The sequence below is a fragment of the Acinetobacter sp. UBA1496 genome (assembly GCF_002324975.1).
GTDB classification, from domain to species: domain Bacteria; phylum Pseudomonadota; class Gammaproteobacteria; order Pseudomonadales; family Moraxellaceae; genus Acinetobacter; species Acinetobacter variabilis.
Genome location: NZ_DCRI01000094.1, coordinates 39,988 through 63,063, shown reverse-complemented (window position 1 = coordinate 63,063; position 23,076 = coordinate 39,988). Strand labels below are relative to the sequence as shown.

41 protein-coding genes and 2 tRNA genes are annotated in these 23,076 nt (G+C 41.6%); 21 read left to right on the top strand and 22 right to left on the bottom strand.

What is annotated here, in order from left to right:
• Nucleotides 1–7: 7 nt before the first annotated feature.
• The 6 genes from B3143_RS11340 to B3143_RS11315 all read right to left on the bottom strand — a co-directional run bounded on the left by B3143_RS11340 (nucleotide 8) and on the right by B3143_RS11315 (nucleotide 5,396).
• Entirely contained in the window at nucleotides 8–622 is a 615-nt protein-coding gene (locus B3143_RS11340) for a septal ring lytic transglycosylase RlpA family protein (protein ID WP_004784482.1), read from the bottom strand.
• A 289-nt stretch (nucleotides 623–911) separates the two neighbouring features.
• Nucleotides 912–1,913 (bottom strand): lytic murein transglycosylase B, encoded by a 1,002-nt coding sequence (mltB, locus tag B3143_RS11335; RefSeq protein ID WP_125279353.1) that lies wholly within the window; start codon nucleotides 1,911–1,913, stop codon nucleotides 912–914.
• Between the two features lie 289 nt (nucleotides 1,914–2,202).
• Nucleotides 2,203–2,856: a hypothetical protein gene (locus B3143_RS11330; RefSeq protein ID WP_004784477.1), complete on the bottom strand. Its 654-nt coding sequence runs from the start codon at nucleotides 2,854–2,856 to the stop codon at nucleotides 2,203–2,205.
• A gap of 19 nt (nucleotides 2,857–2,875) precedes the next feature.
• Entirely contained in the window at nucleotides 2,876–3,691 is an 816-nt protein-coding gene (gene queF / locus B3143_RS11325; RefSeq protein WP_004784475.1) for an NADPH-dependent 7-cyano-7-deazaguanine reductase QueF, read from the bottom strand.
• Nucleotides 3,691–4,464, bottom strand: coding sequence for an ABC transporter permease (locus B3143_RS11320; RefSeq protein ID WP_286740616.1), 774 nt, complete (start codon nucleotides 4,462–4,464; stop codon nucleotides 3,691–3,693). Before B3143_RS11320 ends, queF begins: the two co-directional genes overlap by 1 nt.
• Nucleotides 4,461–5,396 carry an ABC transporter ATP-binding protein gene (locus B3143_RS11315; protein WP_004784471.1) on the bottom strand — a complete coding sequence of 312 codons (936 nt, stop codon included), beginning with the start codon at nucleotides 5,394–5,396 and terminating at the stop codon, nucleotides 4,461–4,463. The genes B3143_RS11320 and B3143_RS11315 overlap by 4 nt, the downstream gene beginning before the upstream one ends.
• Nucleotides 5,397–5,575: 179 nt before the next feature.
• Here B3143_RS11315 and B3143_RS11310 point away from each other — a divergent pair.
• Nucleotides 5,576–5,651, top strand: a tRNA-Arg gene (locus B3143_RS11310).
• A gap of 81 nt (nucleotides 5,652–5,732) precedes the next feature.
• Here the strand turns inward: B3143_RS11310 and B3143_RS11305 are convergent.
• From B3143_RS11305 to B3143_RS11230, 16 genes are all read right to left on the bottom strand, one after another.
• Nucleotides 5,733–5,999, bottom strand: coding sequence for a hypothetical protein (locus tag B3143_RS11305; RefSeq protein ID WP_262477487.1), 267 nt, complete (start codon nucleotides 5,997–5,999; stop codon nucleotides 5,733–5,735).
• Entirely contained in the window at nucleotides 5,996–6,367 is a 372-nt protein-coding gene (locus tag B3143_RS11300; protein ID WP_262477488.1) for a hypothetical protein, read from the bottom strand. Before B3143_RS11300 ends, B3143_RS11305 begins: the two co-directional genes overlap by 4 nt.
• Before the next feature lie 10 nt (nucleotides 6,368–6,377).
• A complete protein-coding gene (locus tag B3143_RS11295) occupies nucleotides 6,378–6,725 on the bottom strand; it encodes a hypothetical protein (RefSeq protein WP_004782415.1) in 348 nt (115 codons plus the stop codon).
• Nucleotides 6,722–6,883 carry a hypothetical protein gene (locus B3143_RS11290; RefSeq protein WP_262477490.1) on the bottom strand — a complete coding sequence of 54 codons (162 nt, stop codon included), beginning with the start codon at nucleotides 6,881–6,883 and terminating at the stop codon, nucleotides 6,722–6,724. The genes B3143_RS11295 and B3143_RS11290 overlap by 4 nt, the downstream gene beginning before the upstream one ends.
• The gene (locus B3143_RS11285) at nucleotides 6,876–7,112 is read right to left on the bottom strand and encodes a hypothetical protein (RefSeq protein WP_286740614.1); all 237 of its coding nucleotides are present in this window, start codon (nucleotides 7,110–7,112) and stop codon (nucleotides 6,876–6,878) included. Before B3143_RS11285 ends, B3143_RS11290 begins: the two co-directional genes overlap by 8 nt.
• Entirely contained in the window at nucleotides 7,105–7,479 is a 375-nt protein-coding gene (locus tag B3143_RS11280) for a hypothetical protein (RefSeq protein WP_286740613.1), read from the bottom strand. The genes B3143_RS11285 and B3143_RS11280 overlap by 8 nt, the downstream gene beginning before the upstream one ends.
• Nucleotides 7,479–8,069: an HNH endonuclease signature motif containing protein gene (locus tag B3143_RS11275; protein ID WP_286740612.1), complete on the bottom strand. Its 591-nt coding sequence runs from the start codon at nucleotides 8,067–8,069 to the stop codon at nucleotides 7,479–7,481. Before B3143_RS11275 ends, B3143_RS11280 begins: the two co-directional genes overlap by 1 nt.
• A 1-nt stretch (nucleotide 8,070) precedes the next feature.
• Entirely contained in the window at nucleotides 8,071–8,316 is a 246-nt protein-coding gene (locus B3143_RS11270; protein WP_180012974.1) for a hypothetical protein, read from the bottom strand.
• Nucleotides 8,313–8,549 (bottom strand): hypothetical protein, encoded by a 237-nt coding sequence (locus B3143_RS11265; RefSeq protein ID WP_286740610.1) that lies wholly within the window; start codon nucleotides 8,547–8,549, stop codon nucleotides 8,313–8,315. Before B3143_RS11265 ends, B3143_RS11270 begins: the two co-directional genes overlap by 4 nt.
• Nucleotides 8,546–9,241 carry a hypothetical protein gene (locus B3143_RS11260; protein WP_286740608.1) on the bottom strand — a complete coding sequence of 232 codons (696 nt, stop codon included), beginning with the start codon at nucleotides 9,239–9,241 and terminating at the stop codon, nucleotides 8,546–8,548. Before B3143_RS11260 ends, B3143_RS11265 begins: the two co-directional genes overlap by 4 nt.
• Nucleotides 9,238–10,188: a recombinase RecT gene (locus tag B3143_RS11255; RefSeq protein WP_286740606.1), complete on the bottom strand. Its 951-nt coding sequence runs from the start codon at nucleotides 10,186–10,188 to the stop codon at nucleotides 9,238–9,240. The genes B3143_RS11260 and B3143_RS11255 overlap by 4 nt, the downstream gene beginning before the upstream one ends.
• Before the next feature lies 1 nt (nucleotide 10,189).
• A complete protein-coding gene (locus tag B3143_RS11250) occupies nucleotides 10,190–10,696 on the bottom strand; it encodes a hypothetical protein (RefSeq protein ID WP_286740604.1) in 507 nt (168 codons plus the stop codon).
• Nucleotides 10,693–11,313: a hypothetical protein gene (locus tag B3143_RS11245; RefSeq protein WP_286740603.1), complete on the bottom strand. Its 621-nt coding sequence runs from the start codon at nucleotides 11,311–11,313 to the stop codon at nucleotides 10,693–10,695. Before B3143_RS11245 ends, B3143_RS11250 begins: the two co-directional genes overlap by 4 nt.
• Nucleotides 11,313–11,648: a hypothetical protein gene (locus tag B3143_RS11240; protein WP_286740602.1), complete on the bottom strand. Its 336-nt coding sequence runs from the start codon at nucleotides 11,646–11,648 to the stop codon at nucleotides 11,313–11,315. The genes B3143_RS11245 and B3143_RS11240 overlap by 1 nt, the downstream gene beginning before the upstream one ends.
• Before the next feature lie 230 nt (nucleotides 11,649–11,878).
• Entirely contained in the window at nucleotides 11,879–12,919 is a 1,041-nt protein-coding gene (locus tag B3143_RS11235; RefSeq protein WP_286740600.1) for a hypothetical protein, read from the bottom strand.
• A gap of 87 nt (nucleotides 12,920–13,006) precedes the next feature.
• Entirely contained in the window at nucleotides 13,007–13,705 is a 699-nt protein-coding gene (locus B3143_RS11230; RefSeq protein ID WP_286740598.1) for a helix-turn-helix domain-containing protein, read from the bottom strand.
• Between the two features lie 131 nt (nucleotides 13,706–13,836).
• Between B3143_RS11230 and B3143_RS11225 the strand changes: the two genes are divergently transcribed.
• The 20 genes from B3143_RS11225 (at nucleotide 13,837) to B3143_RS11130 (ending at nucleotide 23,072) form a co-directional block, all read left to right on the top strand.
• A complete protein-coding gene (locus B3143_RS11225) occupies nucleotides 13,837–14,073 on the top strand; it encodes a hypothetical protein (protein ID WP_034703031.1) in 237 nt (78 codons plus the stop codon).
• Nucleotides 14,074–14,130: 57 nt separating this feature from the next.
• Nucleotides 14,131–14,622 carry a phage regulatory CII family protein gene (locus B3143_RS11220; RefSeq protein ID WP_286740596.1) on the top strand — a complete coding sequence of 164 codons (492 nt, stop codon included), beginning with the start codon at nucleotides 14,131–14,133 and terminating at the stop codon, nucleotides 14,620–14,622.
• 51 nt (nucleotides 14,623–14,673) lie between these two features.
• The gene (locus B3143_RS11215) at nucleotides 14,674–15,423 is read left to right on the top strand and encodes a phage antirepressor KilAC domain-containing protein (protein WP_286740595.1); all 750 of its coding nucleotides are present in this window, start codon (nucleotides 14,674–14,676) and stop codon (nucleotides 15,421–15,423) included.
• Nucleotides 15,420–16,382: a hypothetical protein gene (locus B3143_RS11210; RefSeq protein WP_286740594.1), complete on the top strand. Its 963-nt coding sequence runs from the start codon at nucleotides 15,420–15,422 to the stop codon at nucleotides 16,380–16,382. Before B3143_RS11215 ends, B3143_RS11210 begins: the two co-directional genes overlap by 4 nt.
• Nucleotides 16,363–17,064, top strand: a complete 702-nt coding sequence (locus B3143_RS11205) for a hypothetical protein (protein WP_286740592.1) — start codon at nucleotides 16,363–16,365, stop codon at nucleotides 17,062–17,064. The genes B3143_RS11210 and B3143_RS11205 overlap by 20 nt, the downstream gene beginning before the upstream one ends.
• Entirely contained in the window at nucleotides 17,061–17,702 is a 642-nt protein-coding gene (locus B3143_RS11200; protein ID WP_286740590.1) for a hypothetical protein, read from the top strand. Before B3143_RS11205 ends, B3143_RS11200 begins: the two co-directional genes overlap by 4 nt.
• Nucleotides 17,699–18,142 (top strand): hypothetical protein, encoded by a 444-nt coding sequence (locus tag B3143_RS11195; RefSeq protein WP_286740589.1) that lies wholly within the window; start codon nucleotides 17,699–17,701, stop codon nucleotides 18,140–18,142. The genes B3143_RS11200 and B3143_RS11195 overlap by 4 nt, the downstream gene beginning before the upstream one ends.
• Entirely contained in the window at nucleotides 18,139–18,447 is a 309-nt protein-coding gene (locus B3143_RS11190) for a hypothetical protein (protein ID WP_286740587.1), read from the top strand. The genes B3143_RS11195 and B3143_RS11190 overlap by 4 nt, the downstream gene beginning before the upstream one ends.
• A complete protein-coding gene (locus B3143_RS11185; protein WP_286740586.1) occupies nucleotides 18,444–18,791 on the top strand; it encodes a hypothetical protein in 348 nt (115 codons plus the stop codon). The genes B3143_RS11190 and B3143_RS11185 overlap by 4 nt, the downstream gene beginning before the upstream one ends.
• Nucleotides 18,788–18,979 carry a hypothetical protein gene (locus B3143_RS11180; RefSeq protein ID WP_286740585.1) on the top strand — a complete coding sequence of 64 codons (192 nt, stop codon included), beginning with the start codon at nucleotides 18,788–18,790 and terminating at the stop codon, nucleotides 18,977–18,979. Before B3143_RS11185 ends, B3143_RS11180 begins: the two co-directional genes overlap by 4 nt.
• Complete coding sequence (locus B3143_RS11175; protein WP_286740584.1) at nucleotides 18,972–19,484, top strand: RusA family crossover junction endodeoxyribonuclease; 513 nt, start codon at nucleotides 18,972–18,974, stop codon at nucleotides 19,482–19,484. The genes B3143_RS11180 and B3143_RS11175 overlap by 8 nt, the downstream gene beginning before the upstream one ends.
• Nucleotides 19,485–19,494: 10 nt before the next feature.
• A complete protein-coding gene (locus tag B3143_RS11170) occupies nucleotides 19,495–19,935 on the top strand; it encodes a hypothetical protein (RefSeq protein WP_286740582.1) in 441 nt (146 codons plus the stop codon).
• A 94-nt stretch (nucleotides 19,936–20,029) separates the two neighbouring features.
• Nucleotides 20,030–20,599 carry a GIY-YIG nuclease family protein gene (locus B3143_RS11165; RefSeq protein WP_286740580.1) on the top strand — a complete coding sequence of 190 codons (570 nt, stop codon included), beginning with the start codon at nucleotides 20,030–20,032 and terminating at the stop codon, nucleotides 20,597–20,599.
• 86 nt (nucleotides 20,600–20,685) lie between these two features.
• Nucleotides 20,686–20,762, top strand: a tRNA-Arg gene (locus B3143_RS11160).
• A gap of 78 nt (nucleotides 20,763–20,840) precedes the next feature.
• Nucleotides 20,841–20,963 (top strand): hypothetical protein, encoded by a 123-nt coding sequence (locus B3143_RS11155; protein WP_286740579.1) that lies wholly within the window; start codon nucleotides 20,841–20,843, stop codon nucleotides 20,961–20,963.
• Between the two features lie 218 nt (nucleotides 20,964–21,181).
• Nucleotides 21,182–21,406 carry a hypothetical protein gene (locus B3143_RS11150; protein ID WP_286740578.1) on the top strand — a complete coding sequence of 75 codons (225 nt, stop codon included), beginning with the start codon at nucleotides 21,182–21,184 and terminating at the stop codon, nucleotides 21,404–21,406.
• A complete protein-coding gene (locus B3143_RS11145) occupies nucleotides 21,345–21,623 on the top strand; it encodes a hypothetical protein (protein WP_286740577.1) in 279 nt (92 codons plus the stop codon). Before B3143_RS11150 ends, B3143_RS11145 begins: the two co-directional genes overlap by 62 nt.
• 35 nt (nucleotides 21,624–21,658) lie before the next feature.
• A complete protein-coding gene (locus B3143_RS11140) occupies nucleotides 21,659–22,048 on the top strand; it encodes a Gp49 family protein (protein ID WP_286740576.1) in 390 nt (129 codons plus the stop codon).
• A gap of 18 nt (nucleotides 22,049–22,066) precedes the next feature.
• Nucleotides 22,067–22,552 (top strand): hypothetical protein, encoded by a 486-nt coding sequence (locus B3143_RS11135; RefSeq protein WP_286740575.1) that lies wholly within the window; start codon nucleotides 22,067–22,069, stop codon nucleotides 22,550–22,552.
• A gap of 4 nt (nucleotides 22,553–22,556) precedes the next feature.
• The gene (locus tag B3143_RS11130; protein ID WP_262475872.1) at nucleotides 22,557–23,072 is read left to right on the top strand and encodes a terminase small subunit; all 516 of its coding nucleotides are present in this window, start codon (nucleotides 22,557–22,559) and stop codon (nucleotides 23,070–23,072) included.
• Nucleotides 23,073–23,076: the final 4 nt, after the last annotated feature.

Below are 23,076 nucleotides of genomic sequence, written 5' to 3'. Positions count from 1 at the left end.
TCAAATCTTATGAGTTTGGCCCATCTACACGCTCAATATTGACATGTGCAGTACCAGCATTGGTAATACCAAGCTGTTTAGCAGCACCGTAAGATAAATCTAGAACACGGTTGCCATGGAATGGACCACGGTCATTCACCTTCACAACAACACTCTTACCATTGTTTTTGTTGGTCACGCGGATAAAGCAGTTTAATGGCAGGCTACGGTGTGCAGCAGTCATTGCATTCATATCGAATGTTTCACCACTGGCAGTTTTACGGCCATGGAACTGACGACCATACCAAGATGCTGTACCTGTCTGACTGAATTTACGAACTGTGTTTGAAGCAACATTGTTCAGTTTCTCAATCACTGAAGGCTCTTCTGCAGGAATTGCAATTTTTGCTGCAATGGTTTGACGACGAACTTTATCGCCAGAACGCTCAGTGATTGAAAGGCTGTTCAAATTTGTGAAATTTGAATTGAAGCTTTGAGCTTCTTTGTTTAATACACGCGCTGCAAGACGCGAATTGTCATGATCATTATTGAATGATGATGACTGAACCATATCTGCTTGCGATTGCGTTAGGGTAACGGTCGCGGCGATGGCCATAAAATACTTCAGAAAAGAAGAATGCATTGAATCAACTCCTAACAGCATGTTTCATTAGATTGGGCCTAAGTAGCTGATAACCCTATAAACATGCCTGATATTTAACTTATGCAACTACATTTAACGAATTGGATAATATTCATGCTGGCAACTGGCTGTCTAGTATTTAATTAAAATAGTTAAAAAAAGTACGCAAAATAAACAATGATTGATTAAAAAATAATCAATATTGTAACAATGCGTAAAAAATGCCTAAAATTTAGGCATTTTGTTTAATAAAAATCTTGACTTTAATAGTATGTAGTAATTTTTACTGTTATCGGCTCGTAATTTCTGTACCTAAAAGCCACAATGCAGTGGCATACATACGACTACGATTGTACGTGGTAATCACTTGAAAATTCGGAAAAGTAATATAGTAAATCGGTCCGTAATTTTCTTGTAATTGAATAACATTGACCATATCAAGATCATCAATACGAACAATCGGATTCATCGGACTGATCCCTTGGGTTTTGATTACTCCATAAGGCGTTGGCTGTGTGAGATCTTTGGCGATGACAGAATCAGGATTCGAACCACTATAACGGGCAGGGAAGGCAATCGGCTGATCACGTTGCCAGCCATTTTGAGCCAGATAGTTGGCAATTGAACCAATCGCATCTACCGCAGAATTACGTAGATCGATATGGCCATTACCATCATAGTCGACCCCATACTTTGGAATATTACTTGGCATAAACTGTGGATAGCCCACAGCACCCGCATAAGAACCGACGATTGAGGATGCTGACACACCATCCTTATATGACCATGCGATCAATGCCGCCAGTTCATCCTGGAAGTATTGCGCACGACGTTCATAACCAAAGCCAAGAGTTGCCAGTGCATCGCGGGTCACAAATGAACCCTTGTTGCTGCCAAAACCGGTCTCTACCCCCAAAATACCCAGAATGATCGATTGTGGTACACCAAACTGCTGCTCAGCGCGATTTAGTGTTGCAGCATATTGCTGCTTGAAACGTACACCACGTTGAATCGTGCCTTCTGACAGAAAATTGGTCTTATAGGCATACCATGGCTTACTTTCACCTGGACGATTCATGATATTGATAATATTTGGAAGATTTTTTGCTCCCGTCATTGCACTGTCTACTTGCTGAGCACTTAGACCATAGGTCTGCATGGTATTCTGCTTGAAACTGGCATAAGAGGGATGATATTGAAAATCGTTGGCCAGGCTTAAACTACTGAGTCCGAATGCACTGACAAGGATCGAAAGCTGCTTCAATTTTTTATAAAAATTCGATTTCAACATCTTGGTATGATTTCCAATTTTTTGGTAGGTTTGTGGCTATGTCATTTGAATCGTGCCATGAAAAAGATCAATTCACTTTTCTCAATTTTCTGGCATTAGAGGCAATATTAAAGATAACATTCTGATGAATAGGAGTCATATAAACTCCCTTAAAAACAGGAAAAGGTTGGTTGTTTTTTCAGCATTTTGTATTTTAGTTCACAATAACTGTAACAAGCTATTTCTTAAGCCACAAAAAAGCCTGACCGAAGTCAGGCTTAATCTGCATTTTTTGATTAGATATGCGGCTTTATTCAGTAAAGAATAAAGTGTCGTGATATTCTGCCATTGCCTGCAATTCATCCTTATTTAAATTCAGGATAATTTTATCTGCTGCAATATTAATCGCCTTGATTACTGCTGAAGCACCAATATCAGCAGCCTTGCGTTTAATCATGCCTAAATCTAAGGTTTTATTAAAGTCGACCATAAAATGACGTACAGTCGCTTCACCAAACTGTTTGTACAAATTGCTGAGACTTTGTTTATCGACACTTTGGCCAGCTTTTAATTCTGCATAATGGTGTTTTAGATTGGTGACCAGATTGGCATCTAGAGGTTCACCAATACGGAAATTTCCTTCCGGATCTTTAAACAGGCTGCGTTCAGAGAAAGCGATCGACTCCTTGACGACTTCATTTGGTGCTTTACCCAGTAACTGTTTGAGTAACACTGCCACAGTAGACTTGATATAGCCCGCCAATTTTTCTGCCGTATCGCGTTTTTCGCTTGCCGGAAAACGGCGTACCAGTTCCGTGAGAATTGCATCAATAATTTCATCATTAATCATTAATGCAGTTTTATCACGCAGTGGATAAAGCGGTTCACTCGAGTTTTTATTTTTCTGTGCAGTCTGAATTGTATTTAATAGTTCTGCAGAAGGAATAAAACCAAAAAAAGGCATTCTTAAACCTCAATGTTTTTTATTGTCGCGCTAAACGAATAGGGCGAGGCATCCATGTGGAATCCGATACACGACAAGGGTTGATATCCAATCCACCACGGCGTGTATAGGTCGCATATACCATCAGCTTTTCCGGTTTCAGATTTTGCCAGATATCGGCAAACATCTGTTCCACACATTGTTCGTGAAAACCATTGTGCTGACGATACGAAATAATATAAGCCAAAATACTCTTATAACAAGGTTTTTTGCCCTGATAGCGTATAAATACTGTACCCCAGTCCGGTTGTCCAGTGACTGGGCAGTTACTTCTTAATAAATGTGAATAGAGTTGCACTTCGATATTTTCATCGCTGTGCTGATTTAAAGACAATAAAGAAGCGTCCGGATGATTTTCCAGGCGTTCCGGAGTCAGGTCATCAATACAGATACCTTCAGGCTTGGAAATTTCCAGTTCATCAACATGGAAAAGATCCAGTGTGATTTCAGCACCGGCAGCTTTTGAGAGGTCTTTTTCTACAGTTGTAATAAAGGCCTCTTGCGAATCAAACTTGGCAAAGTTCAGACTATTGAAATATAGCTTTAAAGATTTTGATTCAATGAGATTTGGGGAAAATGCTGGTAGGGTAATTCGACCAATTGCCACTTGAGGTACGCCGGCAGCATTTAACCAAGAAATTTCAAATACATGCCACCAGTCTTTACCTTGCTGAATAGCTTCAACATGGGCATATTTTTCACGGGCAGGCGCACGGGAAATCGGAAACAAAATATCGGGTTGATACTCTGTTGGGTAGTTGGTGTCTTTACCAAGGAGAGAATGTTCTACACTCATTATTCACGCATTCCTGAACCACGAGACAATAAATAGTAAGCAATACCGTAAAGCACGGCACACCAGAAAGTAATCACGACCAATGAAATGGAAACATTGACATCACTATGACCTAAAATGCCGAAACGGAACGCATTGACCATATACACGATCGGATTAACTAAAGAGAGATTTTGCCAGAACGGACTTAAGGCTGAAATCGCATAAAATACACCGCCTAAATAGGTCAGTGGTGTAAGTACAAAAGTCGGGATGATCGAAATATCATCAAAAGATTTGGCATAGACAGCATTAACAAAACCGCCTAGAGAGAATAATAGCGAGGTAATGAGTACTGTATATATAGTCACAAACCAGTTAGTAATATAAAGGTCTGCAAAAAACAGGCTCATGGCACTGACAATAATGGCAACAAACAGACCACGAATTACACCACCCAATACATAGCCCCATAAAATGGCATGTAAAGGTACAGGGCTCATAATTAGCTCTTCAATGCTTTTCTGAAATTTTGAGCTAAAGAAGCTGGAAGAAACGTTGGCATAACTATTAGTAATCACAGCCATCATAATCAGACCAGGGACAATAAACTCCATATAACTATAGCCGCCCATTTCTCCAATACGTGAACCGACCAGATTACCGAAGATCACGAAATATAGACTCATGGTAATGGCAGGTGGCAACAGGGTTTGTGGCCAGATCCGCATAAAGCGGCGAACTTCTTTATGAACGATGGTATATAAGGCGACGCCGAGCTGATTTATATTCATTGTGCAGCTCCATCCAGATTTTTCTCGACCATTTTCACAAACAGTTCTTCTAAGCGATTTGACTTGTTACGCATACTGCGTACTTGAATATTCTGAGATTCCAGTAACTGGAACAGGTCATTCATGCTATGAGCTTTATCCAGTGTCACTTCTAGGGTCATTGGATCAACTAAATTAAATTTCACACCAATAATTTCAATATTTAATGGCTCAATAGGCGCAGCCAGATCGAAGATAAAGGATTCTTCATTAAGCTGATTCAGGAAGTTCTTCATGGTGGTATCTTCTTTGATCACACCACGGTCGATAATCGCAATCCGACGACACAACATCTCTGCTTCTTCCAGATAATGAGTCGTCAAAATAATAGAAGTACCATTATTGTTCATTTCATTAAGAAAATCCCACATGGAACGACGCAATTCGATATCCACACCGGCGGTCGGTTCATCCAGAATCAATAATTTTGGTTCATGCATCATCGCACGGGCGATCATCAGGCGACGTTTCATACCACCTGAAAGCATGCGAGCTTGAGTAGCGCGTTTTTCCCAAAGACCCAGTTTATTTAAATATTCTTCAGCACGCGCTTGAGCAATTTTTTTAGAAATACCGTAATAACCAGCTTGAGTGACCAGAATATCAAAGGTCTTTTCAAACTGGGCGAAGTTAAATTCTTGGGGTACTACGCCTAAACATTGTTTGGCTTCAGAAGGGTGGGTATCCAGATTGTGACCAAAAATCTCAACAGTTCCAGAGGTTTTTCTTGTTAATGAACTGATAATACCAATAGTAGTGGACTTGCCCGCGCCATTAGGTCCTAACAGGGCATAGAATTCACCTTCAGGTACAGTTAAGTTGATTCCTTTAAGTGCCTGAAAACCATTTCCATAGGTCTTCGACAAATCCCTTAATGTCAGCGCATCAGTCATAGAGATCTCAAATGGTGAAAAGTTGAGATATTGTGAGTGATCTTGCAAAATAAACCAAGTCATTCACATGGAATTCTCTGTTGCTGTTTTGGCACACTGTATAAAGGATAGGCATAAAAATAACGAAGTTATAGATAGTTGCTTTACCTTATGCGAATTTTTGTTATGATGTGCATCGCGCGCTCATAGCTCAACTGGATAGAGTACAGGTCTCCGAAGCCTGTGGCGTGGGTTCGAGTCCCGCTGAGCGCACCACTACTACTTATAAAATCAATAACTTGCAATACCTTTGGCGTAATTCTGGCGTAATCCATATTTTAATCAAGAAAAACCCCGCTATATTTTGCGGGGTCTGCCTACTGCTTTTTTTAAATCTTCCGGCCTACTTTCTAGCCAGTCAGATAATTTTTTAAGGTTCCATCTGCGACCTTTTGAATTTGTCATAATGTATCTTGGTTTTGGGAATCCTTTTAAGCAAATAATTGATGCTTTAAAATAAGTATTTGCATAACCCAAAAAATCTGCCGCCTGTTCATCTGTCAACCAAATGTCTGAAGGTGGCAGGGCAACAATAAAGTTACCCATGTTCGCCATTGCTGTCATTGATTCACCTCCAATCTTTTACCTGCTTTGATTTCTTCATCATTGGCGTGGCGAATAATCTCACCCCATCCGCAAATAGCATTAACCTCGAATCCCTTGCTATCATCTGAAAGCATTAGGTTGAATTTATCAATAAAATCAATATTTAAAACGCCTTGATATTCAATAAATGCGCTGTTGATTGAAACTACCTTATCCCCAACCTCAAAAATATTGTGCTGGCGGCGGTATTCGAGGAGGGCTTTTTCTACATGCTGAGGTCGAACTCCAGATCTCTGCATCATGATTAACTCATCCATTGTGTAAGATGCAGCATTAAGAAATGCTTTGGCTCTTTCATACCCGCCCAACTGCTTAATTAGATTCACTGGACACCTCCTACAAAACCACAAATTTGTGATGCTTTAAATTGATTACTGTCATTTTTCTACAATGCTGGCAACGAGTGCGAGATCGAACTTTTAATTCCTCCTCATCCTCTTTCAGCTTTTCTCGAGCTTCCTGAATTCGATTTTGCAATCGAGCAAAATATTCAATACTGTCCTTAATCCACAAAACTGGATTAACCTTGGCTTCGCATTGCTTGCAAACCAATTCCATTGCTTTAGAGTCAATAGCCACCTGTATGTGCTGACACTTTTGAAAGTCACGTCTTGGAAAATTAATCACATCACTTTCAATATCAATTTCAAGATGCTCGTGAGTGGGGTAGGTATAGTTATTCAAGATACTTCTCCCAAAGACTTCACCACACTTTCAGGTAACCCAAACACATCTTTAAAAGCCTTATCAAATTCACCGCTTTGGATGAAGTGATCGATCAGGTTTACTTGCTTATCGATCTCTAATTCTTTGTCGACATTTGTTTGTTGAATTTCAGTCATTGGCTGGCTCCTTATGTTCAGTGCGAATATCAACACCACAAAAAGGGCAGTAATTTAAAGCAACACGATTTTTTTTGAATCGACCTGCTACGATTTCTAGTCGACATGAATCAATGTCGCGTCTGCTCATGGTCAGACCCTGAATGTCGCCATATTGATTGCGAGTCACTTCACTGAGAAATTCGCACATTTCAATCCAGTTCCCTGTATTTACACATTTATCAGTCATTTGCTGGCTCCTGTGGCGCATCGGGTAATGGCATCCAGAATTTAACCTGATCTTTACTAAGTATCGGGTTGCTTGCACCCATGTCATACATAACAAATTCATCCTTATACAGGTACGAGAACTCAGCTATTCCCACTCCATAAATTCCAGAAATAATAACCTTCTGGCCTTCTTCTGGTGGCTGAATTGCTGTTTCAATCCATTCCGGCACAGCATGGGCTTTGGCTTGCCATGCCACCCACTGAGCATTTGCATATCCGACCGAGTAAGAATTATCTTCTTCAACATAATCACATGCTATTTGACGGCCGTTATGAAACCCTTCCCACCAGCTTTCAAAAGCTTCTCTTTCTTTCTGAATATCCATCACGCCACCTTCAATTTATGTGTTTTATCTTTAAGTTTTGCCATCAGGATGCACGTCTCATTTGTGTCTGGCGTGGCAAGCTTTGAAAAAGATTGATTCAATCGAGCAAGTTCAGCCCTGGTGATCAGCATTAGATTATCTAACCGACAGTCCTGCTTGTTCATATTCTTAAAAACAAGGACATGGTTGTCAGGGATTGGTCCATGTTGTTGCTCCCAGATCCACCTGTGCTTCAACTCAAAAACATTCGGCTCAGCCGTTTTAATCTCAACATAACCATCAACAGTGATTCGCTCATAACCAACCGGCCTGTGGTTGAAAGGAGTATTGCCTTTCTTGAACGATGTTGAGTTGGCACTGGTAAGTCCTTTTACTCCAGCATTCCAAGTTTTATGACCAGGTGAAAAACAACCGTTTCGGCCAGTCTTTAACCCCATTCGTAAACACTTTGCTTTTATGCTGTCCACTGAAAGGCTGTAGCCAAATTTCTCATTAAATTTGCAAGTTAGCTCAGCACGTGGCGTTTCCTCATGCTGACGTAAAAACATCAGCATTTCTTCGGTGTATTTGATCGGTTTACCTTTCGCCATATCAAACACTCACATTCATATCACCAACAGAAATCTGTGGCGCTTCTTGATTCGAGTTAAGGCCTTTGTATTGAGCCACCAGTTTCACAGCTTCCAATTGAGTTTTGTGTGCATCCACAATCTGCTCACTCACTTGTGAAATGACTTGGGCGCGCTTAACTTCAGAATCCAGGCTATCCTTATCAGCCTTTGCCAAGCGATCCAGTTGATCAAACAGGTGCTTGTTCAAATCTTTTAATGTGCTCATGCTGCCACCTCGCCAAAAGGGTTATGCCCCTTAAATTCTTCAAACAACTCAGTCGCTGCTTTATTCAAGCGACCATTCGCCATAATCATTACGTTTCGCGGAAAACCTTTACCTGTAGCAGTGTTATAAAACTGTGCACCGCCAGCGGAAATTACGCATTTATACCCAAGGTGAGTGAGCCAGATAATGAAGGCTTCACTCATGAGTGGATGGACTCGGTAATGTTTTTTCATGCTGCTTTCACTCCCTTGCTACGTTCAGCCATAAGCTTTGCGTAATACTCCTGACAGTGCGGAATCTTGTCTTTGATCTTCTGGATGATTGACTCATCACGCTCGATCACCACGGTTGTGAGTCGCTCACGAATGTCGATAGCTTCAACCATGTCGATCAACTGTTCTCTATCATCCCAATCCTTTGTGAGTTCAACCGGGCAAGGGAATAACCAGAAATCAATAAAGCCACTTTCAAACTTAATTTCTTTGCCAAAGGTCTTAAGGTGCCAGTCCTCATAAGCCATGAAATACCCATGCAACTGCACGTCATAACCAGCTTTTTTAACCTTCTCGATTGCCTCATCCATGAAGAAAGGATGGGTGCCAATATCCCAAGTACATTTTGTATCGCCGATAGTCGGTGTGTTTAAGTCCAGGATGTCGCATTCACCAGTGATCAAATCTGTATTCACTCGGCCTTCATGTTTTTTGAACTTCTTGAAACGCATCTTTCCAGACATTTCAATTGCCAACTCTTCAAGCATGTTGCCTTTGGCCGTGTACTGATTGCCGGTGAATGAGCGGAAGCCGTAAAGATCCTCTTTCACCACATCGCGAATGGCTGATTTTGCTGTATCGCTGATGACAGCCGCTTTAGAGCGACCATCACCAATTAGTTTATGCAGAGAGGAGCACCGGAATAACTTCATGGCAGCACCTCCACAGCTTGACGTTGTGCATCTGTCAGCGCGTACTCACTCAGCACATAGTCTTTCTCGAATGCGCCTGCTTTAACTTGCTCAAGAAGCACTGGAAACTCAGCATCTGGAACAGTCATTTTGGTTTCGATAGCACCAACACTTTCGTTATGGTCGATATAATCAAAATCATTGGTTTCCACATCACGAACAATCGCCTGATCCGCAAGTTGTGCCGTCTGCATCTCAATTGAAAGCGGTGCTTGTTTTGATAACAGCAGCTTGGTCACTGTTTTAAGGGCCATAGAATCGAAGTTTTCATGCCAAACACTTGATGCCTTTTTACCTTGGTTTATTTGCCCTTGAGCAAATTTATAAGACTGGCTGTAATTTCCAGCGTGCTTCATCACATCTGCCTTACTCATGTAAAGCTCAGCAGTAAAACCATTCAACAACTTAAAGAAAGCCACATAACCAATTGCTTCACCCTGATTTGGAACTGTCCAGTCGAACTCATAGCCAAGCAGGGGGTTTGCTGAAATCAATTGACCTTCAAATACTGGTGTTGCTGCAATACGTGCAAACTGACCTGAACGCTGTGCCAACTGAATAAAGCCTTTGTATCCCATCTGAAATTGAGCCTCTAAAGACTCAGACCATTTACCTTGAGCATCTTTAAACTTGCGCTTGTATGGAACAATGTAAGCAAATCCAAGGTTATTATTGATTGGCAGATCCAGTGTTGCTGCCATCATTGCCGCATTGATTACAGTTGCTGGTACTGCGCCTTTAAGTTGTGGTTGGTTCGCCACCTGCATTACCGAAGCCAGAAAGCCTTGAGTTTTTTTACCTAGCACTTCTTCAAATTTTTGGCGGATTTTCGCGTCTGATACATAAGCCTTGATTGACTTAGGATCATGCTCAGCAACCTGATTTTCTGATTTCACTGGTGCATTCATCTCAAACCACCTCTTCAAATAGTTGTTCCGCGTACTCATTCACAAGACGCTGTAATTCCTTAATCTGCTCATCCGTCAGCGCAAATGTCTGACCTTCCTCAGCTTCAAAATTCCAAACATCCAGCAAGGTCACAGGTGTATCTTTCACCACCAACCAAGAATCAATATCCACCGGCTCGGCATATCGCATGTCACCATTCGAGCTGCGCATTTGCGTCATCGTGTGTGGCAATACAGCCACTGAACAATCAGCCGTTGCCCACAGGTTTTCACCAATCTGGCGATATAAACCAAAGGTCAGCACGTTATCTTCAATCGAAATATCCAGATCAACCCTGAAGCTTGGCAGGTCTAAAAAGTACAAATCACGGGTGAAATCTTCATTCACTTTGCAGTCAATTACTTTGGTGCTATGACCATCACGGCACAGGAATAAAGACTGGTTTCCGATGTGATGGATCGGTCGCATTGCCGCACCACATCCACAGAATTGAGCGTAAGTGTTCATGCTGGCACCTCATTAGATTTATGCGCGTCATACAGCTTGATTGCGTGAACAATTGCGTAGCAGCACCAGATATAGTGAAAAGTAGCTTTGGTGGTTGGGGCTTCAAAAAAATCTGTTAAATCCATGCCACCCGCTTCATCTGCATCCCAAGAATTGATTTCATTCCAGAAATCAAACTCACCTGATCCTTGAGTTCCACTTATGAAACTGGTGACAGCCTCCAGTGCCTGCTTGGATTTTTCTCTATCCTCAGGATCAGACAGATCTAAATCTTCCAGAAAATTGGTTAAATAGCCTTGTACAGAAGAATTTGCCGTATCGATATCAAACTCACGAATGACACCAGCTTCTACTTTTTCTCCCCAATAACCCGGGTTGATGTAATAGCCTGATTGAGGTCGAAAGAAACCAAACATGTCATTGGTGCGCTGAAATACAAAACTCCCCATGTCACCGGTAAACATTAAATAGCCCGGGCGAGTAGTGATGTTGTAGTGCATTGCTATGGTGTTAGGGGCTGCAATCGTAATATCTCGGAATACACCTTGATCTAGGTTCACAGTCAGTTGATGGTGGGCAACATCTTTAAGGAACTGCTCTAAAGTTGGATTACCCATTAGCGCTCTCCCTTCGCAATCGCAGCATTAATCTTTTCAATTTCATAACGATCAACATAAGCATTAATCGTCTTGTCAAAATGCACCACATTCAGAATGTCCAGAAACTCGACTGAGGCATCGTCTAAGGCATACTCGACATAGATGCTGTATTCACCAGCTTTAACAGTAGCGACACAGATCTGATTGCAGTTCACGCTTTGAACTTTGTATTGCTTTGCAGCGATGTTGACTTGTGGCTGATCTTCGATAGATTCAGCCTGAGCAGCACAGCCACTGATTGCTATTGCGGAGGCGAGCAGGGCGGCATTGATTAATATTGGTTTTAGATTCATAATAATTTCACTCACAGTGGGTTGTGGGTCACGCTCCAGGTAGTTGTCGTAGGCTACGCTGGGGCTTTTTGTTGTTTCGATGAAATTATTAAACCAAAGGTATAAATAGAAAGCAAGAGAAATTTAAACCATAGGTGAAAAATAGTTAAAAATAGGTTTAAATATGCTTTAATAGACAAAAGAAAACCCACCGCTGGGGTGGGTTTGTATGATTATAAAGGATTCAGACTTCATTCATCCTCATCAGACTCATCAATGTTAACTGCACCTATAATCCTAGATTCCTTATATCGCCCATTTAGTGTAAGGGTTTCTACATGAAGAAAAATTTTCGCATATTTCCATTCTGCCTGTTGAATTAGCTGTAGATTTTTCTGATCCAGTGAGTCATTTTCGAGAACACTTATTAACTCTTTATTATCTTTAATTCTTTGAAGTCTGATTTTTCGACTAGCTGCATTTGAAGAATCAACCTCTAAAACCCTATACCAATCATCTATTCGAAGAGGCTCCCATCTTGTTTTTGGGGTTATGGATAACTCTTTAGCGACATCACCTGGTAAAGATACAGCGTTTTGTATCTCAGCTTGATCTGCATCTTGAACACTTTTTAATATGGCAGCATTAGTATCGGCTGCATGCTGTTCCATTTTCTTTATTCTAGGATCGAATTGATTGGCCTTAGAAATTACATCAACAAATTTTTGATTCTGTTCTGTCAAAATCTTTATAGTTTCTAGACGCTCTTTCCTATCTTCGGCATTTTTTTGTTGATCAAGTTCAGCCTCTCTTGCCTCTTTTCTAGCCGTAAGAATTTGTTGGAGATAATTTTTTCCAAAATATAGAACTAGGCAGGATAGAATTATAACGACAGCTTGAGTCGGACTCATTTTTCCAGCAGTACTCTCAACAAGTTTAATGCCAATTTCAGTTAAGTTTATATCAAATGAAGAAGACCCGTCTTCTACTTTAACTTCTATTTCCAACTCTTGACGTTCGGCCTTGGTCAAACATTGGGTTGTTTCTGTATCATACTTTATAAGAGCGTAAGATTTATAAATTCCAGACTGTAGTTCCAGAAATCCATTCATAATTGAAGGGGTAATAGTCTGGTGATATTTATCCCCCTCAACATGCAGATGGTAATTTGGCCAACCATCAAATTCTAAATTTACATGCTCTAAATTTAATTTTTCATTTAATAAATAATCAAGTAAATCAATAGCTTGATCTTCATTTGAGATTGTGTAATTTTGAACTATTTCAGACATTTTTCCCCCTAATTCTAGCCCCGAACAAATAAATTATTGTTAAAGGTTTGTAGTCAATACACCCAAGCTGCATATAGCGGCTTTTTATTAATATTTAAACTCTCTGTGGTGCTGAACAACCACACCAATGATGGAGATTTCTATTTGCAAAGAGTTGTAAGTAGGAAAATCAGGGTTTAATGGCACCAATTCGACAATATCTACACCATGCTCATTTATCCCAATAACGCGATATTTTTTAAAAGTGGTTAGGGCTACGCCTTGCTGAATTTCCTGAGCAACAACCAGCGATCCTGGCACTGGGGCTTTCGCAGCATCAACCACAATCGCATCACCTGGCATAAACTCTGGTGCCATACTCATTCCATCAATTGTTAATGAAAATACAGCTTTAGGGTCTAAACCTTCATAAGTTGTATAGGTTTCGCCTTTAGGGTGAACGCCATCATATACAACCTCTCTCCATATGCCTGCTTGAACAAAATCTAGCACCGGAATCTTCCTTAATGTCTTCCCTGTAGGTTTTACATTTCCATACCCCTCACTTATTGCACCCGTATTCCCATTAGATTTTGAGGGGGTGATAAGGGGGTTATCTCCTGATATAAGCCAACCAACATCAACTTCAAGCACCTCTGCTAATTTTTCCAGAGTCTCTTTACTAATCTGGCCTTTTTTCCATTTAGCAGGTGCTTGCGGACTAAGCCCAATCATTGTTGAAGCTTTCGACCATGAAAGTTTTTTAGCAAGTAATGCCTTCTGTAAGCGATCAGCAATAGTTTCCATATCTACACACTTTAACCTTTGGTTAAATTATCAAGTAAAAAACGGTCGAAAGGAATCAACCATAGGTTGCATTATTATGTAACTGGTGGTTTAATAAACTTAGTTTATCTGGTTTAACTAAGGTTTAAATTATGAACCCCATGCAAAAAGCGATTAATGCTGTAGGTGGGCGAACAAAAGCCGCAAACCTATTAGGAATCTCCTATGTAGCAGTTCGCAAAATGGAAGAGAAGGGATCGCTTCCTAGAACAGATTACACAGGTGAAACAAGCTACGCACAAACACTAGCTAGTAACAGTAACGGTCTTATCACTACCGATTGGCTTATGGATAAGGCTAACCCAAAACATCATACCGTTGCTGCTTAAACCAATTATCAACAATTTAGCGTTTTTAATAAACGTGAAAGTAAACAAGGTGTTCACATGGATATATCGAAAGAGACCAAAACCGCATTGCACAAGATGATTCACCAATCAAACGGGATTACACCTAAAGAGATTGCTGATGTTGTTGGTGTGTCTCACAACACGATTTTGAACTATGCCAATCCAAACATGGAAAACCATTTGCCGAGTCTAAAGGCATTTGAAGCGATGCTGACCTACACACAGAATCCAGCTCCATTAAAAGTATGGGCGCACAAATTAGGTTTTGTATTGGTTCCAGTAGAACAAGCTCAAGGCAAGGATCATGAACTAGGTGTTCTTGAATCACTTCTTGGCATGAATGTAGGCAATGGTGCAGCAAATAAACAGGTTTTATCTGCTTTGGAAGATGGTGTGGTAACACCTGCGGAAATGGATGAGACAGATCGCATCCTCGAAGAAATCGAACAGAAAATTCAATCTTTGCGTAAAGCCATGAAAGGCGAGTGTGCAAAGTATTTATCAGCTCTACAACGAGAAAAAGCCTGATTTGCGAGATCAGGCTTTTCGGTTGTTCACAAACCCGAGAAGGAAATGAACATGAATATGTTAACACAAGAAAATTTTAACATAAACGAAGTAACAATGTCATCACCTGAGATTGTTGATTTTATTAACATTCATCGCAAAGAAGTTGCTACTGCCGAAAAGCCATATAAAGAACTTCGTCATGACGACTTTATGCGGAAAGTACCAAGTGTTTTGGGTGAGGGGCACGCTCCGAAATTTATCGGAACGCAAAACTACGGCAACAATAATACACGCCATATCTATAACTTCCCAAAACGCGAAGCCTGCTTGATGGCTATGTCATATAGCTATGAGCTACAAGCTCAAGTGTTTGACCGCATGACCGCAATGGAAGAAGCACTAAAGGCTAAAAATAGCTTTGACATCACCAACCCAGCACATCTACTTCAAGCAATCGAAGTACAAGCCAAACTTAATATTGAGCTTACTCAAAAAGTAGCGGTACTGGAGCCAAAGGCCAAAGGCTTGGATCGCATTGCTGACTGCACCAATGTACTAGGCATTCGTGAATCCGCAAAAATCCTTAAGGTTGGTCAAAACAAGTTGGTTCAATATCTTCTTGACCACAAGGTTGTATATCGTGACCAACACGGAAAAATTCAGGCTTATCAAAAATCTGTTGATCAAAAGCTTATTCATGTTGTGACCTCTGCACCTCGCTTATTTGAGTCGGGTGAAAAGGTATTCACACAGGTAAAACTTACTCAAAAATTAATTACTCGCATTGCGAAGTGGTTAGAGCAAGGAGTAGCCGCATGAGTGCCCTAAAAAAACATGAGGACAATATTGTCCCTTTCAGCAAAGGTAAAAAAATGGCCGACAAATTTGACAAGGGTTATGTCATGTCAAGCCGCCTTTACCGCAATGAAGTTGAGCCTTTCTTGAGTGATGCAGCAATGCGGATCTATGCGCGATTGGAGAATTACCTAACTGGATTTAATAAGGAATCTGATTACGTTAGTTACTCTCAACTGCAAGGCAACAAAAACCTTGTTGGGTCTCGCACTCTTGGGCGGGCAACTGTTGCAAAAGGCCTTAAAGAGCTGACTGAACTTGGGGTTATTAGCATCATTGGGAGTCATCCAAAGTTTGGAAATAAGTATCTTTTAAATGAGGTTTCTCTGGTTGAGAAGTTCAGTAAAAAGACTAGTTCAAAATCTAAACTAGTTCAGGAAGTGAACCGCACTAGTTCAGAAAGTGAACCACAACCTAGTTCACCAGCTGAACACTCAATAGATATTACTTATAGATATTTAAATATAGATATTTATATAAGCCCGCTTCGCTCTAAAAATTTAATCATTGTTTTTAACAACAGCCTATTTCTTAAAAAACAGGAAAAAGCAAAAGCCGAAGCTGAACGCAAAGACAAGGCTCGCAAATTATCTTATGACGAAGTGATCAAACTGACTTCAGAAAGATTTTCACTTCTTTGTGATTTCTCTCTTTGGGAGCAATACGTATCTAGTCGCTCTCAAACAGCAAAAACAAAGCTGACCAAAAATGCCCTGAATGCGATTTACAAAGATTTCCAGAAGTGGGGATTTGATGGCAGCAATGAGTCTTTGAAAACTTCAATCACTGGCAACTATCAAGGTTTGTTTGCACCAAAGCAGCAATTCACACCTGGACAACAAAACCCAAAACCATCTCGCTGGGATGAAATCCAACAGTTGATCGCAAAAGAGGAGCAGGGCAATGACAGCTATGGTTACTAATCAACAAACTGCGGTTCAGCCAATCAAGACCGGTCAACTGGTTGGAATCTTCAAGGCAATTGCACCGCGCTCTTTTGAAAAAACATTTGAAGGTATGCCGATTGAAGCAATTGGTCATGCAATGAAAATCTGTATCGAAGGACTTTCAAGAGAGGAAATTGATCTAGGCCTTCGCATGGTCCGTGATAACGGCTTTTGTCCAGATCCGGCAATGTTCCGCAAGTGGTGTCTTGGGATTACAGGTTTTGGTACTGAGCAGCAACGTGTTGTTGATTCATTCAAGGGGAAACATGCAGCACTGGGCAATATCGTGAAATGGCTTGGTGATAACAACCACCCGATCACAAATGCCGAAAAAGAAGCGTATGACCGCTGTTATGAAATGTTTGCTGATATCCAGTGGGCAAAGAACATCGATAGGGCCTCTTATTTAGCGTATGAGGCGTTTAAAGACAACTATGTGGACGTAGTTAAGGAATATGCTGAACAAGGGCAACAGCAAGCAATCTGGGAGCGTCCTAAGGCCATCGAGAAGAAGATGGTAGTTGATCTTGGTGAGTGGGGTCATGGGCCTGCACCAGAGCCTAGTCAACCGCTTCAAGGTGATGAACTCAAGAAGTACCTGGAAGAAGCCAAGCAGAAAATTAAAGGTTTTAAGGAAAGCGCAGGGGGTGGGGTGTGAAGATTCTAATTGCTTGTGAATATTCAGGCCGTGTCCGCGATGCTTTTGCCGCACTTGGTCATGACGCTATGAGTTGCGATCTACTGCCAACAGAAGCACCTGGTAATCACTACCAAGGTGATGTTCGTGATGTGCTGGGTGAGCAGTGGGATTTGTTAATTGCACATCCTGAATGCACGTACCTGACCAACGCTGGTGTGTGTCATCTGCATACAGATCCGAAGCGCTGGCCAAAGCTGTTTGATGCCGCTGAGTTTTTCAAACTGTTTCTGAACGCTGACCACATCCCGATGCGAGCAATCGAAAACCCGATTATGCACGGATATGCAAAAACCTTAATTGGGGGGGTGAAACAAAGCCAGGTTGTTCAGCCTTGGATGTTTGGACATATGGAGCAGAAGGCTACCTGTTTATGGTTGAAAGGACTGGAGCCACTAAAGCCGACAAATATCGTCAAGGAGGAGATGATGCTTTTGCCAAAAAATCAGCGTGAAAGATTGCATTACTTATCACCAGGTCCTGACCGATGGAAAGAGCGCAGCCGGACTTATCAAGGGATTGCTGATGCTATGGCTATGCAGTGGGGTGGTGATGTGCGCCAGGGTGAGCAGGAAGATTTATTCGGGGGTGCGGCGTGAACGAGATCCTTCAACAACGAATCGAATCGGTACAAGCCGGTAAAAATATAACTCATGCCCAGATCGAGGCTAAGCGAAGTCTACGTGAGCAACTTGAAAATGATGTGGAAGCATTTCTGAAAAATGGTGGAAAGGTCGAGACTTTGCCACAAGGTTATTCGGGTGAGTTTTCGCAATTCAATGGTCGACCTGTAGGGGATACCCAAAAGACTATGCGAGCAGTTATGGCGGCAGCCATAGCATCAGCCAATGCACGACGTAATAACCCGAATGTGATTGCTTGCAACAAGGCTAGAGAGGAAGGTCAAAAGCATTTCCATGGTGCTGAATGTGTGACCTGTGGTGGAACACTTCGATATACCAGCACTAATAGCTGTTTTTCATGCAACAAGGCGTCAGCAGTCAGGAACTATAAAAAACGGATGGAGAGAACAGCATGAATTTAACAATCGAACAAATGCGGGAAATTGTGGATGGGGCGCCTGAGCTTGGGCGCTATTGGGAGGAATATGGGATTGATACCAATAGGTATTATGGGTACGACGATTTTGATGGCTCTTGGTATGAATACTGGGATATACCGAATGCCCCAATGTGGCAAAAAGTATATTCAAGAGAAGACTTCTCATTTAATCGTGTGCCGCTTAAAGACCTCCGTGCCGCTCTAGCCGACCACGACCGCACCGACTATGTAAGTGATATTCGGAATCATATAGCGCCAACTACAGTGGTGATTGAGAGATGAGTGATTTTGAAAAGTGGTTTAGAAGCCTGAATGCAAATGGGAAAACAGTTTATTTCCTTGGTAATGAGCACAAGGTTTCCGAAATGGCATGGAACCGCCAACAAGCCATCATTGACGACCTGAAAGCCCAGCTCAACAACATGGAGGCTTGTTATATCGAGAAGAAGAAGGAGTTGGAGGGTCAACATAAGAAAGTTGATGAAGTTCTCGAATATCTGGATGGTGAAAGCGCTAACCGCTGGGGTTTATGGAAAGAAAAAGCGGACATGCTTGATCAGGGTGCAAGTAATGCATTTGAGGAAGCGTATTGGATGGCTAAGAAGGTTCTGCGAGGTGAGTCATGAGATCCAATAGGGATGTGGTCGCGGAAATCCAACGCTTAGAGTTGCGAAATGCTGAAATCAACGAGATCACAAAGGATGTAGAGGTCTTATGGGCGTGGAAAGTTGGCAACCCACTGTTTAGGGAGCGAGAGCGTAATTTATTTAAAATTCTTGCGCTTGAATGGGTTTTGCGAGGTGCCAATGACTAATCTCCGTATCACCGCAGCACAGGCACGAAAAGCCGGTATTGGCCCTCGATTTGGTGTGACAGCAAAGTCGGGGAAAAAGAAATCCAATCCAGATCCAATGCCAAAGGTTCCAGCTCACCTGGTCGAAGGGAAAGGATTTAGTGTGATGAATGATGAATTGCTCTGGTGTGAAGTTTTAATCACGCCTCCTTCGGTGAATCACTACTGGATTCGTGGGGCCAACAAGACCAATCGATTAAGTAAGCGTGCAATCCACTTTATTGACGTTATGAAGCGTTTTATTGAGCCAGCAGGGTATCAGGGCAGAGTTCGAGTAAAGATCGAATACGCGCCACCTGATGCGAAAATACGTGACATCGATAACATCGTAAAACCATGCTTCGATGCTTTGTCAAAAGGTGGATTGATTCTGGATGATTCCCAGGTGGATGAATTGCTTGTGAAGCGGTTGCCATCAGAAAAGGGCGGGAAGCTGATTATTCAAGTTGAAAAGTTAAGGGTTTGAGGGAATAGGGATGAATGCGATGGTGAAGACAGAAGTAATGGATTGGACGAAGTACAACATTGATGGGTGGTTGGAACAGTTTGGGGCATGGTGTGAAACTGTTCGTATGAAGGGTGGAGATTTACCGGATGGCTTGCATGTGAACCAGATCTATTGGTTGATTCGTGAGGCCGACAAAACCCCGCGTAACTCGAAGTGCTATATCAAGTGCGAGATCAGTGATTTTGAAGCGGATCAGGTGCAGGATTTACTGAAAGGTATCTTTAACTCTGATGCAGTGGATTACGCAGCTAAGTATGCGGTGATGTGCCTGGTAAAGCATAAGGTGGAGAATCGTAGCTTGAGTGCGGTGGCGACCATGACGAATCAGTCAAAAGGGCAGGTAAATATTATGGTTGGGAATGCTAGATATTTTCTTTATGGTTACAAGAAAAATCTAAGAATTTCATAAATTTAAAGGTGTTTTTGGTATAATAAATAAGCAAGCCTGACAGGTGCTACCAACACCAATCAGGCTCTAATCACATTGAAATTGAGGCTCCAAAATGACTGTGCGCAATAATACTTGCGTGGCGACAGCTATGCAACTTCGTCACCAAAATTTTATGAAACTTCTGGAATTAACCTATGAAGATTTTAATTATGATTTCTCACAGGTTAGGTTTGATAAGGATGTTGATTCACTGGTAAAAATCCATTGCCCTAAGCATGGGTGGATTAACACAAAAGCCAAAAAGCTCTTGGCAGGCAGAGGATGTGTGGAGTGCAATCAAGGTAGTCTTATGGATCAGGGCGCAATGATTTATATCATTCGTTGCTATGATGAGCATGAAGAATTTTACAAGATTGGAGTCACCACAAAGTCAATGGATGTTAGATTTCCTGATAGAAGCAGACTTCCATACGATTACGATGTTTTAACGCTTCAGAATGGCGATAGGAAAAAGCTCTATCGATTTGAAAGCCTATTATTGCGCTTGTTGAGAAAATACAGATACCAACCAAAAAAGAAATTCAACGGCCAAACTGAGTGTTTTAGTAATATCGAGCCAATACGGAAAAAATTTAATATATTTGATGTGTTTGGTATTGACTCGTTTAAACGCGCAGTATAGGATTTCAGGTATAGTGCGCTTGAGTAGTCAGGTTCACTAGCGATTAAGGCTCACCATTGGTGGGCTTTTTTGTTGCCTGAAATAATGCGCCATTAGCTCAACTGGAAAGAGCATGGGTTTTCTATACCAATGGTTGTGGGTTCGAGTCCTACATGGCGTGCCAGATTCTAATTAGGTCGAATTCGCCATAATTAAAACTAAAGCTTAACTCCGGTATAAGCTCCGGTGTAAGGAGAGTCCAATGCTCCAATTCCTAAAGCGCCTATTCTGCTTATTCGGCCTTCATGGTGCGACTGAGATCGATTACACGGTTGATGATGAAGAAATCAAGGTGTGTCGGAATTGTTTGAAAGAAGTTAAATAACAATCACTCAAGCAAAGAGCTGTTTCATAAAGCTGCAATATTTAAGCAATATAGTTGCTCTGCAAAAGAAGAAAGACGTTGTAACGCAAGTCAAGCCCGTTTAATTGGAGAGAGTTAAGCGGGCTTTTTTATTTCAAAATCGCCGGACGTATTACGGCAAACAAAGCCCCTCGCATTCTAGATGTTGAGGGGTTTTTCTTTTCTTATTGGTGGTACCCATGGACATAGTATCTGCACAAAGGGAATTAAAAGAGCATTGCGACCAGATTGATATTTTGCTCAGCCTGTCACGCAGCATGATGACTGCTAAAGAGATGGTGAATGTTGATGAAAAGCTCAAACGACATCGAGAGCGGGCAAGAAACATCAGAATCAATCTCTATGAAGCGCAACCACAAAAGACTCGCAGCAATCAGAAAGCTGCCGTGCATTCGGTGCGGTAATCCACATAGTCAGGCTGCTCATTCAAATTCAAGCCGTGACGGTAAAGGCAGGGGATTGAAGGCCGATGATAGTAAAACCGTTTGCCTATGTCCGACCTGTCACCATCTGTTCGATACTTTCCAATTGGGTAATCGGGCCGAGAGTGAAGCAATGTTTGATCGGTGGCTGGTGAAAGTTGAGCGGATGCTGAATCAAACAGACAAAGAAGTTTTTTAACTGAGCCAAATGGCTCTTTTTTATGTGAGAAGAAAATGTCAAACGAAAAGCAGATTGAACAAGAAATCCAAGACAAAGGCTTAAATGCACCCCGTATAACACCAGATCATATTGATTCAGTTATTCAAAGTGTTCATTACTTTACGGCTGGTGATGGTTATGCAGGTGCGCTCGCATCTTCTGAAGAGTTTAACTCACTGCCTGAGGGTGAGCGATTTATTAATCCACCACAGCAACTTGACCTATTAACCTTCTGCGTAATCGTTTTGAAAAACGGTTTCACGGTTACGGGTGAGTCAGCATGTGCAAGCCCAGAAAACTTCAATGCCAAAATTGGGCAGAAAGTTGCGTATGGAAATGCGCGTGAAAAGATTTGGCAGCTTGAAGGCTACTTGTTGAAAGAAAAGCTATATCAAGCGCAATAACCGCAAGGAGGATAGGAAATGCAAAAAGCCGTGTTTCCTATCCAGAGTCATGTCGACATCACCAAAGCCATTAATTTCATGCATACCCATTACACTCAAGCGATTAATGAGGGTAAGCCGTTAAGAGTGGTGATTGATCAGAAGGAAGATAAGCTTTCAGATGCTCAGCGCAGATTGTATTGGTTATGGATGACGGAGTATGGAAAGCAGCGCGGTTTAGATAAAGAAGAATCAGCAGCATTCTTTAAGTACAAGTATCTATCAATCATTTTTAATCGTGACAATGTTGGCGAATATCCAGAAACATTCAAGGTCATTCGGGATTTAAGAGAATCGCGCAATCCGGGCTATGAGCCATTACGGCAATTTGTATCAAATCGAATGAGTATCACAGAGGCCACGACAAAGCAGATGGCTGAGTTCTTAACTGATATTGAAATGTGGTGCTTGAAAGATGGTGTGAAGCTGACTTGTCCAGATGATCTTAAATATGTGATGGAGTAAAAATATGGCGAACCTAACGCCTAAACAGCAAAGGTTTGTCGAAGAATATCTGATAGACCTGAATGCTACGCAAGCCGCGATTCGTGCGGGTTATAGCGAAAAGACTGCTAATGAGATTGGTGCTGAAAACCTAGCAAAACCTAGTATCGCAAAAGCTATCCAAGACGCACTAAAAGAGCGTTCTGAGCGCGTCCAGATTGATGCTGACTATGTCCTAAAGCGATTGGTCGAAATTGACCAGATGGATGTCTTGGACATCATGGATGATCAGATGAAGATTCGACCTGTTAATGAATGGCCTAAAGTTTGGCGACAGTACGTGGTAAATCTTGAGAATCTTGAACTGAGTGATGGCGAAGGTTGGCTTAAAAAGATCAAATGGCCTGACAAAACCAAGAACCTTGAACTGCTTGGTAAGCATGTCTCTGTAGGTGCATTTAAAGACAAGGTGGAACATTCAGGAAAACTTGAGATTCAGTCTATTTCAGATCTGATGGATGAGCTAAGCAAAGAAGGTTGATAAG